The sequence below is a fragment of the Sulfurospirillum cavolei genome (genome assembly GCF_001548055.1).
GTDB lineage: Bacteria > Campylobacterota > Campylobacteria > Campylobacterales > Sulfurospirillaceae > Sulfurospirillum.
This window is the reverse complement of sequence record NZ_AP014724.1, coordinates 2,014,984-2,029,880: the sequence shown is the minus strand read 5'-3', so window position 1 is coordinate 2,029,880 and position 14,897 is coordinate 2,014,984. Positions and strand designations below refer to the sequence as shown.

14 protein-coding genes are annotated in these 14,897 nt (G+C 47.0%); 6 read left to right on the top strand and 8 right to left on the bottom strand.

The window, feature by feature from the left end; translation table 11 throughout:
* The first annotated feature begins 8 nt into the window (after positions 1-8).
* Positions 9-851, top strand: coding sequence for an alpha/beta hydrolase (locus tag UCH003_RS10205; protein ID WP_060826441.1), 843 nt, complete (start codon positions 9-11; stop codon positions 849-851).
* On the opposite strand, the gene UCH003_RS10200 is transcribed toward UCH003_RS10205, so the two are convergent.
* From UCH003_RS10200 to cowN, 3 genes are all read right to left on the bottom strand, one after another.
* The gene (locus tag UCH003_RS10200) at positions 802-3,678 is read right to left on the bottom strand and encodes an autotransporter outer membrane beta-barrel domain-containing protein (protein ID WP_060826440.1); all 2,877 of its coding nucleotides are present in this window, start codon (positions 3,676-3,678) and stop codon (positions 802-804) included. The two genes, UCH003_RS10205 and UCH003_RS10200, sit on opposite strands and share 50 nt — an antisense overlap.
* A gap of 96 nt (positions 3,679-3,774) precedes the next feature.
* Positions 3,775-4,290 carry a CopD family protein gene (locus UCH003_RS10195; RefSeq protein ID WP_041962020.1) on the bottom strand — a complete coding sequence of 172 codons (516 nt, stop codon included), beginning with the start codon at positions 4,288-4,290 and terminating at the stop codon, positions 3,775-3,777.
* Between the two features lie 62 nt (positions 4,291-4,352).
* Positions 4,353-4,658 (bottom strand): N(2)-fixation sustaining protein CowN, encoded by a 306-nt coding sequence (gene cowN, locus UCH003_RS10190; RefSeq protein WP_039672386.1) that lies wholly within the window; start codon positions 4,656-4,658, stop codon positions 4,353-4,355.
* A 242-nt stretch (positions 4,659-4,900) separates the two neighbouring features.
* Between cowN and UCH003_RS10185 the strand changes: the two genes are divergently transcribed.
* Genes UCH003_RS10185 through UCH003_RS10175 form a run of 3 tightly spaced genes read left to right on the top strand, consistent with a single transcriptional unit; the run spans position 4,901 to position 6,830 of the window.
* Complete coding sequence (locus UCH003_RS10185; RefSeq protein ID WP_060826439.1) at positions 4,901-5,449, top strand: CD3072 family TudS-related putative desulfidase; 549 nt, start codon at positions 4,901-4,903, stop codon at positions 5,447-5,449.
* Complete coding sequence (locus tag UCH003_RS10180; RefSeq protein ID WP_060826438.1) at positions 5,450-6,181, top strand: transporter substrate-binding domain-containing protein; 732 nt, start codon at positions 5,450-5,452, stop codon at positions 6,179-6,181.
* A gap of 1 nt (position 6,182) precedes the next feature.
* Complete coding sequence (locus UCH003_RS10175; protein ID WP_144441008.1) at positions 6,183-6,830, top strand: amino acid ABC transporter permease; 648 nt, start codon at positions 6,183-6,185, stop codon at positions 6,828-6,830.
* An 11-nt stretch (positions 6,831-6,841) separates the two neighbouring features.
* On the opposite strand, the gene UCH003_RS10170 is transcribed toward UCH003_RS10175, so the two are convergent.
* Genes UCH003_RS10170 through UCH003_RS10150 form a run of 5 tightly spaced genes read right to left on the bottom strand, consistent with a single transcriptional unit; the run spans position 6,842 to position 12,585 of the window.
* The gene (locus UCH003_RS10170; protein WP_060826436.1) at positions 6,842-8,092 is read right to left on the bottom strand and encodes an EAL domain-containing protein; all 1,251 of its coding nucleotides are present in this window, start codon (positions 8,090-8,092) and stop codon (positions 6,842-6,844) included.
* 13 nt (positions 8,093-8,105) lie between these two features.
* Positions 8,106-8,993, bottom strand: a complete 888-nt coding sequence (locus UCH003_RS10165) for an alpha/beta hydrolase (protein WP_060826435.1) — start codon at positions 8,991-8,993, stop codon at positions 8,106-8,108.
* Between the two features lie 24 nt (positions 8,994-9,017).
* Entirely contained in the window at positions 9,018-10,046 is a 1,029-nt protein-coding gene (locus tag UCH003_RS10160; protein WP_060826434.1) for an NADH:flavin oxidoreductase, read from the bottom strand.
* Positions 10,043-11,446 (bottom strand): efflux transporter outer membrane subunit, encoded by a 1,404-nt coding sequence (locus tag UCH003_RS10155; protein WP_060826433.1) that lies wholly within the window; start codon positions 11,444-11,446, stop codon positions 10,043-10,045. Before UCH003_RS10155 ends, UCH003_RS10160 begins: the two co-directional genes overlap by 4 nt.
* Complete coding sequence (locus tag UCH003_RS10150) at positions 11,446-12,585, bottom strand: efflux RND transporter periplasmic adaptor subunit (RefSeq protein ID WP_060826432.1); 1,140 nt, start codon at positions 12,583-12,585, stop codon at positions 11,446-11,448. Before UCH003_RS10150 ends, UCH003_RS10155 begins: the two co-directional genes overlap by 1 nt.
* 188 nt (positions 12,586-12,773) lie before the next feature.
* On the opposite strand from UCH003_RS10150, the gene UCH003_RS10145 reads away from it, so the two are divergent.
* Both UCH003_RS10145 and UCH003_RS10140 read left to right on the top strand, forming a co-directional pair.
* A complete protein-coding gene (locus UCH003_RS10145) occupies positions 12,774-13,172 on the top strand; it encodes a PAS domain-containing protein (RefSeq protein ID WP_060826431.1) in 399 nt (132 codons plus the stop codon).
* Positions 13,169-14,872: a cache domain-containing protein gene (locus UCH003_RS10140; RefSeq protein WP_060826430.1), complete on the top strand. Its 1,704-nt coding sequence runs from the start codon at positions 13,169-13,171 to the stop codon at positions 14,870-14,872. Before UCH003_RS10145 ends, UCH003_RS10140 begins: the two co-directional genes overlap by 4 nt.
* Positions 14,873-14,897 lie beyond the last annotated feature (25 nt).

Here is a 14,897-nt window from a genome sequence, read left to right as displayed (position 1 = left end):
AGCGTATTATGCGTCTAAAAGATTTTTTCATCGCTTCTGGAATCATCGTTTTGGGAGGTTGCGCGACAACCCCGACGTTGATAAGTTCGCTTCAAACTCCTTCCTTCAGACCCGAGACCTTTGTTTCAAAGCACGTACCGCTGAAAGCACTCTATCGTCATGACGACTTGAGTGCTAGCGAGCCTCTTTGGGTGGTCATAGAAGGCGACGGGCATGCTTGGAAAAATGCGTTGACCCCTTCGATCAATCCTACGCCGCACGATCCTATCGGCTGGAAAATCGCAACGCAAATCCGTGCACAAAACGTTCTGTACTTAGCACGTCCGTGTCAGTATTTAGACGATGAAGAGCGCAAGGTCTGTCGGCTCGGCGATTGGACGGAGGGAAGATTTGCTCCAAAATGGGTCGAGACGATGAACGATGCGATCGATTCGTTTAAAATGCGCGGCGGTGATCGTGAAATCATTCTTGCAGGGTATTCAGGCGGCGGGACGATGGCGGCATTGATCGCCGCAAGACGAAGCGACGTTAGCATGCTGATCGGCATCGCATCGCCTTTGGATATTCATGCGTGGAGCTCCTACCATCGCGTTTCGCCGCTGACGCAATCGCTTAATCCTAAAAACGAACAAGCCAAACTCTCTTTCATACCTCAAATCTATATTATGGGAAAAAACGATACGGTCGTACCGCCTTTTTTAATTCGCGATTTTGCGGCGTCGTACGACAATTCTTCTTTCGTGCGTATCATCGAAGTGGAGGCAGACCATACGATGCGTCTGCCTTTGGATCTTGCGGCAATTAGAACGTCATTTTTAAACTCAATTGATGCGCGAGGTAATCCTCTTTAACTTCAAGCGTGTAACCGATGCGCATCGTGTTTTGCGTATCGCGTAAAAACTCGTATGCAAGATCGAGTTGGAGAGCGTCTTTGGGGGCTTGTGCATTTGTCAGGCTAAACGTTGACGCGCTATTGAGAAATCCTGCCGTCGTGGTTGCTTCGTCGGCAAATTCATGCAAGTAACGCAGTCCGACAAGGTAGTTGGCATTTTGAGCATCGCGGTATGCGTATTCGGTACCGACGATACTTTTAAGCGATGAGGCATCGCCGGAAGCTACATGTAAGGCTCCCGAACCTCCTTTTTCATCATAGCTTTGCGTTTGATTGTAGGTATATTGCGCTCCGATCAGAGGCTTAAACCCCCCTTGTAAGGGAAATCCGACTTCCACCAACGTGCCTAAAGCATAGCCGTCGTAGGAGCTTTTTTCGCTTTCGTCAAATCCGGAGTACGAGACGACACGTTTTGCGTTATAATGGTTAAACGTTCCGATTAATGCGCTGTTTAACGTGTAGGCCTTTTGGTTTTGATTGTAATAGACGCCTACATGAAACGAGTTGATCGTCGTATTGTCGCCTTGGCTATCGTCTTTTCCGTAGCTTTTCGCTCCCGTATACCCTCCCGAAAATCCCAAAAGTTCGTTGGTAGAGAGCTCACGTTCATACCCGATGGCAACACCCGCCGCATCGATGCGGTATCCGTCGGAACCTTTATAGCTTTTTTGTTTGGCGGTATTGCCTAAAAGCTCCATCCAATAAGTTCCTTCCGTTTCATCTCCCGCGGAGAGTCCGCTTTGCGTCGGTGAGGAGATCCCGTTCATACGGTGCGTAAATGCTCCGAAAAGGGTATTTTGCGCAACGTTAACCGTTTGTAAAAGGCTATTATTGGTTGCGGGGCTCAGTTGTTTGATGGCTCCTTCAATCGCTTCGGACGAAGAGAGCGCATAAAGGCTTGTGAGAAGAGATGAAGAATTTTGCGTGTCGAGAGCGTTAAGCAACGCTTTGTCGTTTGTACTCATCGTACCGACGAGCGAGGAGTCGTAACGTGAGGTTAAGATGAGATCGTTTTCTGTTTGACTCAGCGAAAAATTAACAAGAGCCGAAGTGTCGAGTATACTAAGCTTCGAAACATCCGTACTCAGGGTACCTGCCGTTAGAATCGTCGATTGTAAGCCGTTGGCGACGCTACCTACGATGACAGGCTTGATGATAGTACTGTCCGCTAACGTAACCGTACCCAAAAAGCTGAGCATCTCGGCACTCGTTCCGCTTAATCGGGTTTCAAGAATCGCGCCGCTTTGCGTGGTGAGATTTTCAAATCCGCTGATAGTCGTACGCGCACTTAGGGTTTGGGCACTGCCTAAGACCACCGTATCGTTTCCCGTTCCGCCTACGATAGTGCCGTTAATCGTTCCGCCTAAAAGCGAAAGCGTATCGTCGCCGCTTCCCATATCGATCGCCAGTCCGTTTTGTCCCGTAATCGTGCCGTAGTTGGTAAGGGTATCGTTACCGGCACCCATCTGAATCGCCGCACCTGCTGTTGTACTTGAGAGCTCGTCGACTAAAACGGCGCTGCTTCCGCCGATAATCACACCCGTAGCGTTGTTCACAATGACGTCATCGTAATCTCCAACCAACCCGATCGCCGCTTTGGTTGCTCCTTGAATCGTACCGCTATTGGTAATGGTAGCTACTCCGCCCGTTGCGGTTGACGTTCCTCTGCCCGAACTCATCACCGTGCCGTTAGCACCGTCGTCGATGAGAATACCGACCGATTCTCCGTAAATCAGAGCGCCTTCGTGATTAACGATCGTTCCGCCGCCTGCCGCGATTCCCTCCGCGCCGTTAGGATTTCCGCTCGAGTCCACGCCGCCCGCACCCAATCCTTGAATCGTTCCGTAGTTCACGATCGTAGCGATACCGTCAATGTCGACACCGTCACCGTCGCCGTTATCGGCCGTTGAGGTTCCGCCGTTACTTGCCGAGTGATCATAAGCGTTACCCGCTCCCGCATAAGCTCCCGTAATCGTACCGTAGTTGATGACGCTGCCCGTACCGTCACTGCCTATGCCTGAGCCGTTATTGCCGATAATCGTGCCGCCTTCATAGTTGGTAACGCTGACTTCCGTATCGGCGGTAATGCCGTGTCTTGGACCGCTAATCAGTCCGTAGTTGTAAACCGAAACACCCGTACTGTCTTGCACGTCGATACCGTCTTGGGCTTTGGCGTCATTGGTGCAGGTACCGGTACATTTGGTGTTGACGGTTCCCGTTGAGATAATCGTTCCGTAGTTGGTAATGCTCATGTTATCTCCGGGGCGAAGCGCATCGTCTCCGTCAGCTCGAATAAGAGCTGATATGTTGGTCGCAGAGCCGTTGATAATGCTACTACCGCTTGCGGTAATAGAAGTTAAATCCAAGGCTTGCCCACTACCCGCACTCGTCCCCGTTTGCCAAATCGTGCCTTGATTGTTGAGGATAATGCCGGCCGTTCCTTTGCCGACTTTAATCACGTCATCGCCAACCGAAGTGATCGTTCCGTAGTTGTTAAGCGTTAAAATCGCACCGGAGGTATTATCGTAAATGGCTCTTCCCGTTCCCGTTTGCGCGATTAAGCCGTTATTGCTAATCGTTGCATCGCCTATAATCGTCACGGCAACGCTAGAACCTGAAACCCTTAAAATACCCGTGGACGTCAACGTTCCCGTTTGAGCGTCGGTGAGTGTTTTAGCCGAAGTGACGTTAGAGTCGTCGATAGAAAAACTGCTAGCAACAACCGCTGCGACCAGATTGACGGAAAGCGTAAGTGAGAGTAAAGCGTAGTGACTGTAACGAATCATAAAAGTGCCCCTTTGCGTGATCGAATGATTTTTACCGATAATCCTAAAAAAAGAGTATTACCGTTTCATTACGACAAAGGGGCATGTTACAAACAATCAATCCTTATGTTCGGGTTGCTTCATAATCATGTAGATAATAAATGCAAACAACGCAATCGTGATGAGCGTAAAGAGCCATGAAAACGTTTTAACGACGACGTAAGCGACGATGAGGATCGAGAGTAGCGTAGGCACTTCGTTGTAGGCGCGGAAAAACTTACCGCTTCGTTGACATGTCTCTTTTTCGAGCGCGACGCGGTAGTACTCAAGCGAAAACGAATAGGCACTTAAAATAAGCGCGACCACGATTTTGGCGTAAATCCATGCTCCCGATTCAAATAAAACGGGATTAACGATCAGCATCGCCGCTCCGCTGAAAATCGTTGCCCAAAATGCCGGAAGACCGATGTACTTGTAGACTTTATACTCTTGAATTTTGACGACTTCGACGAACTCTTTTTTATGAAAATGCTCGACGTGGTAGACAAAAAGGCGCGGTAGGTAAAACAACATCGCCATCCACGACATAAACGACATAACGTGAAACGTTAAAATCCAACTGTAATATTCCATGCGAATGCTCCTTAAAAAACATAAGGACATTATAACAAGAAACGAAGGCTTTTCAGGGATTTTTAACAGCACTCCAGCTCGGCTTGCTCCATCAAAACGATTCCTTTTTCAAAATCGTACTCTTCAAACAACGCCGAAAGATAAAAGACGTGGGAGCAAATATGGTACAAAATATCTTTAGAGTCTTTTTTAGCAAACACGGCTTTATAGTCTTTAGGGATCAACGTTTCAAAACGCACCCATAACTCATTTTTAGCTTCAGGATGCAAAGCAAAAAGCTCATACATCGCATCTAAAACAAACACCGCGTTTTCGTAACAGTCGATGTTGTGAAAACTGACATACCGATCGCGAACTTCTTCGGTCATTTTTTCGCCTTTTTAGCGCACTTTTGCATATTGCGTTCCTTAAAAACAAGATTGAACTCAAAGGGTGTTACGATGTCGTAACATCGGTGTGATTAAGGTGTCTTTTGAAGCAAATATTTAGACAAGAATACTTATAATAAATTCCTTCTCTTAAAGCATATTCCCTTGGAAAGGGACGACAAAACGGCTCTTAGTGCACTAATGTTATGCTGCTTGTGGAAAAATCCCGTTAAAGGTTTTTTGTGCAACGAAGTAAAAAAATTCTCCTTCTCAGCCATTGTCTCTTAAACGCTAATGCAAAAGTCGAGCGGATCGCCTTATATCAAGGTGCGCTTTCTGCTTTAATTGTTCCCTTAATCGAACGCGGTTACGGCTTTTTGCAACTTCCGTGTCCCGAAATGCTCTATGGAGGTATGGCACGTTGGGGGCAAGTGAAAGAGCAGTACGACACTCCTTTTTTTAGACGTCATTGCGAGGCTCTTTTAATGCCGATTCTCGATCAAATCATCGACTACCGAACACATGGATATGAAATTATAGGATGTATCGGTGTGGACGGAAGCCCAAGTTGCGGTATCGTAAAGACATGTCAAGGAAAATGGGGTGGAGAATTAAGCGGCAATTTTGATTTGCAAGCGACGATAGATTCAGTCGAATCGAGTGATGGGCAAGGCGTTTTTATGCAAATTTTCGAGGCACTTTTGGAAAAAAACGGCGTTGATTTATCATTTTACGCAATTGATGAATCTAACCCTACCGCTTCGGTACAACATATTTTAAAGGAGTTATAAATGATGAAGAAACTTTTTGCTGCACTTTTATTATGGGTATATGCTCTTGGGGCGTATGCCGCACAAGATCGTTTAATCATCGGGCTTTGCGCGGCTTATCCGCCTTTTGAATCTCGCGATGAAAAAAGCGGTAAGATTGTCGGCTTCGACGTGGATTTGGCAATGGAAATCGGAAAATTACTCGGAAAACAAATTGAAATTAAAGATGCCGAATGGCAAGCGCTTTTGGGTGGACTGAAAAGCGGACAATACGATATGATTTTAAGTGCTATGAGTCGTCAGGAGGCAGGTGCGGAAAATGTAAATCTTTCCGATACGTATTATTTACTCAATGACGTGATTGTCGTTAAAAAAGCAAATACAACCATTACGAGTGCGAAAGAACTTCAAGGAAAAACCGTCGGTGTTCAATTAGGTAGCGGTAGCGAACAAGTTGTGGATGCGTTAAAAGGGCTCGGTAAAATTGCGCGTTACAACTATAACCCCGAAGCATTTTTAGATCTGAAACACGGACGTATTGATGCCGTTGTCGTAGGCTATGCGTATGCCGCCAATCAAAAAGAGTTTAAATCCGAGTACAAAATCGTCGATGAAATTGCACCTTCCGAGCTGGTTGTCGTTATGAAAAAAGGGCGTGATGATTTAAGCTTGAGCGTCAATCAAGCCTTAGCGACACTTAAACAAAACGGAGTATACGATGCTCTCGTTAAAAAATGGCTAGCAGTCAATTAACGTGAATTTCAGTGCCGTCATTAGTAATACCGGCTTCCTTTTGGAAGCCTCTTGGCTTACGATTTACCTTTCGTTTATCTCATTCGCAGTTGCTTTGGCGATAGGTATTATTGTCGGTACGCTACGGAGTTTTCGTATTCCGTTTGTTTTAGATAAGCTTTTTGTCGTTTATGTTGAAATTTTTCGAGGAACGCCGTTACTGATCCAACTGTTTTTTATTTATTATGGATTACCGCAAGTCGGTATTGCATTTTCGAGCCATCAAGCCGCTATTTTGGGTTTATCGTTAAATTTTGGAGCATATATTTCGGAAATAGTTCGTTCCGGTATGAGTGCGATCGATCAAGGGCAACACGAAGCGGCAAAATCGCTCGGTATGACGACCTATACGATGTTATTTTATATTTTATATCCTCAAGCACTTCGCATTATGCTTCCGCCTTTAACCAATACGTATGCTGCGATTTTGAAAGACAGCTCTTTGGTCTCCGTCCTTTCTATTACCGAACTGACGCGTGCGGGACAGCTGATTTACGTACGAACTTACGAACCGTTTGAAATTTATTTAACGCTCGGAGTCTGTTATTTTATGATGACGTACTGCGTGACGTTAGTCTCGAAATATCTCGAAAAAACATTGCACTTTTAAGAGCTACACGGTCAAAATGAACTTTTTTTTGCTTCAATCGGCAAGGGTTCGTCGAAAAAGTAGCCTTGAAAGTAGTCGATGCCCAACTCTTTACATGTAAGGTAAATCGGTTCGTTTGCAACGAATTCGGCGACGGTTTTCATGCCGACTTTTTGTGCGAAAGCGATCATGGCTTCGACGACGGCTTTGTGCGTGGCGTCTTTGTGAATATTCTTAATCAGCGAACCGTCGATTTTGACGAAGTCGGCTTTGAGTTTGACGAGGTATTCGAAATTGGAATAGCCCGTTCCGAAGTCATCGATGGCGATTTTGACGCCTTGGCTTTTGAGAAGGCTTAAAAACGAAAGGACTTCGGAGTGGTTTTCGATGCCTTCGCCTTCGGTAATTTCGACGATCAAACGTTCGGCGACACCGAATTCGTACATCTTTTCCAGTAAAAAATCGACCCTGCTTTGATCTAAAATATCGTCAAGCGTGAGGTTGATCGAAAATTCCGTCGGTTTATCGGCAAAAAAAGCAAACGCCTTTTGGATGACGATTTTCGTGATGGCCTCGTAAAGGTTGGCACGTTTGGCATGGTGCAAAAACAAAAACGGCGAAACAATTTCCGCATTGGGAAGCTTAAGGCGTACCAAGCACTCGACTTTGGGTATTTTACCGCCGACGATACTTTGGGTAAAGACTTCGAAGCGATCTTTCTTTAAGGCGTCGCGGATCGTTTTTTCCCATGCTATTTCGCTTCGAGCCGTGGATTGCGGGTTGCAAAGCGTGGGAGAGGCGGCGTCGTACACCATCAAATCTTTTCCGATGCGTTTAGCTTGCTTGATGGCAAATTCGGCATGCAAAAAGAGATCGTCATAGCCGATAGCAACGCCGATGCGAAGCGGTGCGTAAATTTTTTCGTTCTCGACGTTGATGGGCGAATAGCCAAAATACCACAAACACGATTCGATCGTTTGGATAAACTGCTCTTTTTCGATCTCTTTTCCCGCTAAAATCGCAAATTCGTCGCCGCCGAGATGAAAAACGCCGGCATGTGCGAAGCGTTTTTGGATTCTTTGCGAGATCGTTTTGAGGATTTGGTCGCCCACGGTATAGCCGAACGAGTGGTTGAAGTTCCAAAATCCGTTGACGTTTAAAAGGGCGAGTTTATTGGCGGTCGAGTTGGCAAGCGTATTGATGAAACGCCTGCGATCGGGGAGTTGCGTCAACGGATGGACGCGACCGTAGCGCAATTCGTATCGAATCTCTTTGTTTTGCATCGGACGTTACTTTTTAGCGTGCGAGCGAAGTCGCGATAAAATCGTCGACGCGTTTAGTGTAAATCAACTCTTTTCCCAAAAGCGCGTTAATGTCTTTGTGACTCATCGGTTCTTCCACGAGTGCGACGACGGTTCCTAAAGAAGCGGCTTTTTCCAAAAAGGCTTTAGCTTGCGGGCAAGAGTCGTCGCGTTTGGTTGAGCAAACCGCCGCAAAGGGCATCCGTTTCGTTGAGAGTTGATGGTAAGGAGAGAGCGTTTGCCAATAGGCGGGATTATCGCCGAACGCACGATCGTAGAGGCGCAAGTGTTTCGCGCTCATTAAACTAGGCGTATCGAGCACGGCACTATCGAGCGAAACGGCAGCTTTAGGCGGCGTAATCGCATAGGTTTTATACAGTGCGTCGCTAGAGGCGAGCATGGCGATGAGATGGGCTCCGGCGGAGTGCCCCATGAGGACGACTTTGTTTTTATCGCCGCCGTATTTTTCGGCATTGGCTTGAAAATAGCCTAAGGCTTTGGCGACGGATTTGAGCTGATCGCTCACGGGCGTCGTCGGAAGCATCGGATAGTTAATCGAAACAAAGAGGTAGCCTTTTTGCTCGACCCAATAAGCGACTTTATTTTCGATTACGTTTTGGTAGGTTTTATCTCCGATCATCCACGCGCCGCCGTGTACCATAAAAATCACGGGTAAAGAAGCTAAGGGCGTCGTATGTTGCGGGGCATAGACGTCGAAACGCTCTTTGGGGTGTTTGCCGTAAGCGACGTTGGAAACCAACGTGACATGTGAAGAGATGCGCGCGCCTCTTTCATCTTCTCCCTCCAAATCCGTACGATCGTGTAAAATACCTGCCCAAAGGCTTGCAAACAGCATGCACGCAATGCAGTAGATACGTATCATCTTCGACTCCTTAGTAAAATGGGGTTAAAAGGCTCGTAAATACGACGGTTCGATCAGCGACGTTTCGCCTTGCGCTTTTGCGGCGTAAAAGAGAAAGTTGGGATTGCGCAAGAGTTCTCTGCCGTAAGCGACCAAATCGCAAAACCCTTCTTCCAAAAGCATTTCGCCCTCTTCGGCACGCGTAATCAATCCGACCGCAATCGTCGGAATCGAGGCTTTCGTGCGAATCTCTTTCGCATAAGCGGCTTGATACAAAGGCATGAGATTGGGCATTAAAGGTTGGATTTCGTGATTGCCTCCGGCGGAGACGTGGATCATCGAGACGCCGATGGAGGCGAGTTTTTGTGCCAATGCTTCGCTATCGCGAATCGTCCAACCTCCCTGAACCCACTCTTCGGCGGAGAGGCGTACGATCAGCCCTATGTGCGTCGCTTGAAGAATCGCTTGCGCAATTTCGCAAACCATCGTGCATCGTTTCTCGAAACTTCCGCCGTAAGCGTCGCTTCGCGTATTGCTCAGCGGCGAGAGAAATTCAAAGAGCAAATACCCGTGAGCGGCGTGGAGTTCTACCATATCGTATCCGGCTTTTTCGGCGCGAAGGGCGGCTTGCACGAAACGGGCTTGTATCTCTGCGATTTCATCGAGGCTGAGGGCGTGCGGACGTTGAAAGGGAGCGTTGGGGCTAAACGCAAGCGCGGAGGGCGCGACGGGAATCGAAACGGCGCACGTACTTTTACGTCCGGCGTGGGCAAGTTGCACCGCCGCTTTTGCACCGTATGCATGGCACTGTTTGACCAATGCCACATGCCCTGCGATATGTGCGTCGTCCCACAATCCCAAATCGTGCATGCTAATACGACCTCTGGATTCCACCGCGGTCGCTTCGACGATGATCAGACCGACGCCTCCGATGGCGCGTGCGGCGTAATGGGCGAGATGAAAATCGTTCACGCAGGCGTCGATGTCGGCTTTGTACATGCACATCGGCGGCATAACGACGCGGTTTTTAAGCGTAAGCGCACCTAAACGATACGCACTCAATAATCGGCTCATAACGACTCCTTGGATAAGATAAGCTCTTTGGCGTTCCAACCGCCGCCCAACGCCTTAAAGAGTTCGGATTGGGCGATGAGAAGGGCTTGCTCGGTAACGACCAATGCAAGCGATCCGCTTAAAACGTTTTTGCGCGCATCAATGACTTCGAGCGGGTTTGCCACGCCGCGATCAAAGCGTTTTTGCGTGAGGGATAAAACGTTGCGATAGGCGTTTAATTCTTCTTCTTGAAGGGTATATTGGCGGCGAAGCGTTTGCGTTTTTGCCAAAGCGTCGTAGACCTCTTTATAGGCTTTTTTGACGGTTTGTTCGTATCCGACGAGTGCGGTTTGAAGATCGGTTTTCGAGATCGCAACGCGTTGTTCGATACGCCCGAAATCAAAAATAGGAACGCTAAGTCCTGGGGCAAGGCTCCATTTATTGGCGGAAGAGTGCACGATCGCATCGAGGCTTTCGCTTTGTTGCCCGAGGCTTCCGGTTAAGCTAAAACTCGGGAAATAAGCACTTTTTTCAACGCCGATCAGCGCATTTTTACCGTGAAGCGTTTGCAGCGCTTCTGTAATATCGGGACGGTGTTCTAAAAGCGAAGAGGGAACCCCTTGTGGAATCGTGAGGGCTTTGGGAAGTGCGGATGATAAGGCATAGGGCTCTTGCATCGCTTTTGGCGAAGCACCGATTAAGATACCAAGCGCGTTTTGCTGTAAAGCGTAACTTTGTTTGAGTGCTTCGTATGCGGCTTGGGTATTATGCCATTGCGCTAAAGTTTGATGGGCGAGTACGTCGCTGATCGTACCTGCGCGGGATTGTTTGGCGCGAAGATCGTATGCCGCTTGGTAGGATTGCACGGTTTGCTCTAAAATATCTAAACGTATGCGAAGCGAAACAAGCGTGACGTATGCGCTAAAAACGTCGTGAATCAGCGTATTGCGTATGGTTTCGCGTGCGGCCTTGCTTGCCAAATAACTCGACCAATTTGCCTCGTTTTGAGAAGAAAGTTTGCCCCATAGGTCGATTTCGTAAGAGAGGGTGGCATTGAAAGCTTTTTCGTCGTAACGCGCGCGGTTGTGCTGATAGGTTTCGTCGCTCGTTTTTTGGCGCGAAACGCTTGCGTTAGCATTGACGCTCGGCATTTCGTTTGCTTCGCTTAAGCCCAAGGTTTGACGTGCTTTGAGGACTTTAAGGGCAGAGAGTTTGAGGTCGTCGCTTTGTGTTAAAGCTTGCTCGATCAAGGCGTTTAACGCATCATCGTTGAACGCTTTCCACCAGGTTTTATCGACATGTACGTTTTCTTCGCGTATGTTTTGAGGCTCTTCAATCGCAGGAACGTTGAGTTCGGGAGCCAACGAACAACCGTCGAATAGTATCACGAGGAGCGTGAAACTTAAGGGAACGAAACGCATTAGCGTGCCGCCTCGTTGATAACGCGCTCGATTTTAACGGGCATATCGTTTTTGATGCGGAAAAAATTGTTGACGACGACGAGGTCGCCTTCTTGAAGACCGCTTTCGACGATAGCGTCGTTGCCGCTGTTTTCCGCAACGGTAATAGCGCGTGTGGACGCTTTGCCGTTTTGAACGACAAAAACGCTTGCGCCCAGAGGCGTTTGAAGAACGGCTTTTTGCGGTACTTTAATGACGTTTGTGCGCACCAAACCGATCAGCGAAATTTTTACAAACTGATTGGGAAGCAACTCTTTATGCTCGTTTTTAAAGGTGGCTCTGGCTTTGAGCGAACCGGTTTTGGCATTGAGCGAGCTGTCGAAAAAATCGACCGTGCCGATCTCTTTTAACGGGTGTTCGCCTACCATCAGCGAAGCTTTGATCTTTCCGTCGGCGGGTTTTGCCCACGAGCCGTTTTTAATAGCATATTTTTGACGCATAACGTCGCTATCGGGAATGGAAAATTCGACATGTAAGGGAGCTATTTGCGTGATGTCGACTAAAGGCGTTCCCTCCGTTACCAAAGAGCCTACGTCGATCAATTTAAGTCCCGTCATGCCGCCGATAGGAGCTTTGATCGTCGTACGATCAAGGGCAATCATCGCGTTTTGAAGACTAGCCTCGGCACTTTTAAGCGCGGCTTTGGCACTTTCAAAAGCAAAATAAGCGGCGTCTTTTTCTTGTTCGCTCGAAGCACCCGTTTCAAAAAGCGTTTGAATGCGCTCCCAATCTTTGCGCGTTTTATGCTCTTGCACGTTTGCGTTTGCGACGTTGGCTTTGGCTTGATTTAAAGCGGCTTCGTAGGTATCCGATTCGATTTTGTAAAGAACGTCGCCTTCTTTGACAAAATCGCCTTCGTTAAAAAACTTTTTGAGTAAAAGTCCGTTGGCTCTGGCTTTGAGCGTCACGCTTTGAGCACTGATCGTTTTGGCGGGATAGATCAACGTAATTACTTCTTCTTGGGGTTTAAAAATGCGATAAACGTCTACCAAAGGCGATGCGGCATTGGCATCGGGTATTTTTGCTTCTTGGGCGATCAGCGGGGCGACGAGGTAAAACAGAACGAAAAAAAGTCGTCGACGGAAATCGAAAAACGTCATGAAGAATCCTTAGTGCGTTTTAAAAGATGTGACATGTTCTATTATTGTAGCGTAGAGACGGTTAATGAAGCGTAAATTCAGCTAAAAAGCGTGGACGAAGACGACAATTAAAAAAACGTTACCTGCTTCGCAAAAGAAAATGTTACAATGCTCATTTAGAATTATGTGGATTGAAAGGATTTTTCACGATGCAGACGAAAGGAAATGAAATCGTATTGGACGATACGACCTTGTTGGTCTCCGAAACGGACGCAAAGGGACATATCGTATTTGCCGACAAAGCGTTTGTGCACGTTTCGGGTTACTCTTTGGAAGAACTGATCGGACAACCGCACAACATCATTCGCCACCCCGATATGCCAAAAGCCGCATTTAAAGAGCTTTGGGAGACGATCAAACAGGGAAAAGTATGGCAAGGATTTGTGAAAAACAGTTCTAAAAGCGGACAACATTATTGGGTGTATGCGACAATCTTTCCGTTTGAGAAAGAGCATTATCTTTCCGTACGTAAAAAAGCCTTTCCCGAGGAGATCGAAAAATACGAAGCGGTGTATCGAAAGATGCGAGAGCAGGAGCAAAGAGCATGAAAAAGTTTAGTATTCAGTTTAAAGTAACGCTTCTGGTCATTGCCGCTTTACTCGTTACCGCCGTCGTTTCAACCTGTGTGAGTGCTTTTTTGATGTACAAAGAAGAGGGGGCGCGCCTTGAAAGTACCCGTTCGATTATGACGCGTGACAAAGTCGAAGCCCTTAGCGACAAAACCAAGATTGCCTATCAGGTGATCAACATCGTCTATCAAGAACTTCAAAAGGAAGCGAACAAAGACGATCCAAGCGTCATTGCAGCGTATCAAGCCAAAGCAAAAGAAGCGATTAAGCAGTTGCGTTTCGGGGAAGACGGTTATTTTTGGATTAACGATTTTACGCCTAAAATGGTGATGCATCCGATTAAGCCGGCATTAGACGGGAGCGATTTGAGCCAATCCAAAGACCCTACGGGCAAATTTTTATTTAACGAAATGGTCGAAGCCGCAAAAAAAGAGGGCAAAGGCGTTGTTCATTACATGTGGGAAAAACCGGGCTTTAACAAACCTCAAGCTAAGATTTCTTTCGTCGAGTTATTTGCACCGTGGCAGTGGATTATCGGAACCGGCGTATATGCCGACGACATTGATCTACTCGTTACGAAAGAAAAAAAGGTCTTAGACGAAGCGCTAAGAGCGATGGTTTTACAAAATAGCCTTATTCTCATTGCAATCGTCGTACTTTTTTCGTTTTTAACGCGCTTTTTGAGCGAAAAGCTGATCGGAAAGCGTATGCGAAATCTTAAACATTACGTTGAGGATTTTGCCCTCTACGTGACGAATAAGAAAAATATGATCGACTATCGTTTGGACGAGGATACGGATGATGAAATCGGCTCCACGGTCAAAGTCATCGATACGACGTTTAAAGAGTTTGAAAAATTACGATTGGACGATATACGCGTTGTAGGCGAGGTGTTGATTATTTGTTCCAAGATGTCTAACGGTTTTATGGAAAATAAAACGTCGTACGTTTCATCGAACTTTCTAACCAATCGTCTCTCTTACGAGATCGATGCGATGATCGCTAAAGTTAACGAAGTGATGAACGCGACGTTGGCGTCGTTAAAAAATTTCCAAAACGGCGATTTTAGCCGACCGATTTCCATCGCAACGGACGGAGATCTTAAAGAGTTGGTTGAGGGTGTCAATGCCCTTGGAAATGCGTTATCGCAGATGATTCGTGAAAACGAAGAGCAAAGCGGCAAAATTCAAGCCAATGCTCAAAAGCTTTCCGACTCGGTTGCGACGATTAAAAACGAACCGCTTAGCGATTTGAACCGCATCGTTCAAAAAACGACGGCGTCGATGCAGCAAATGGGAAGTATCCAACAGCATTTGGCGGAAACGCTCACAACCTTGACGCACAATGCTAAGGAGGCGAGCGATATTTTAAATCTGATCGGAGATATTGCCGACCAAACCAATTTATTGGCACTCAATGCCGCTATCGAAGCGGCACGTGCGGGTGAACACGGGCGCGGTTTCGCGGTCGTTGCCGACAATATTCGTGAACTTGCCGATAAAACCAACCGTTCGCTCTCTCAAATTCAAGCCACGATCAACGTCATTGTCGGCGGTATCGTCGATAGTTCTGCCAAAATGGGCACGAATGCCGATGAAATGAGTTCTTTAACGCACGACGTCGAAGAAATCGAAGAAAAAACAGGCGATATTTTAAAAATTATGGGGCAATTGAGTTAATTTTTCGAAGATTGTTCCGATATGG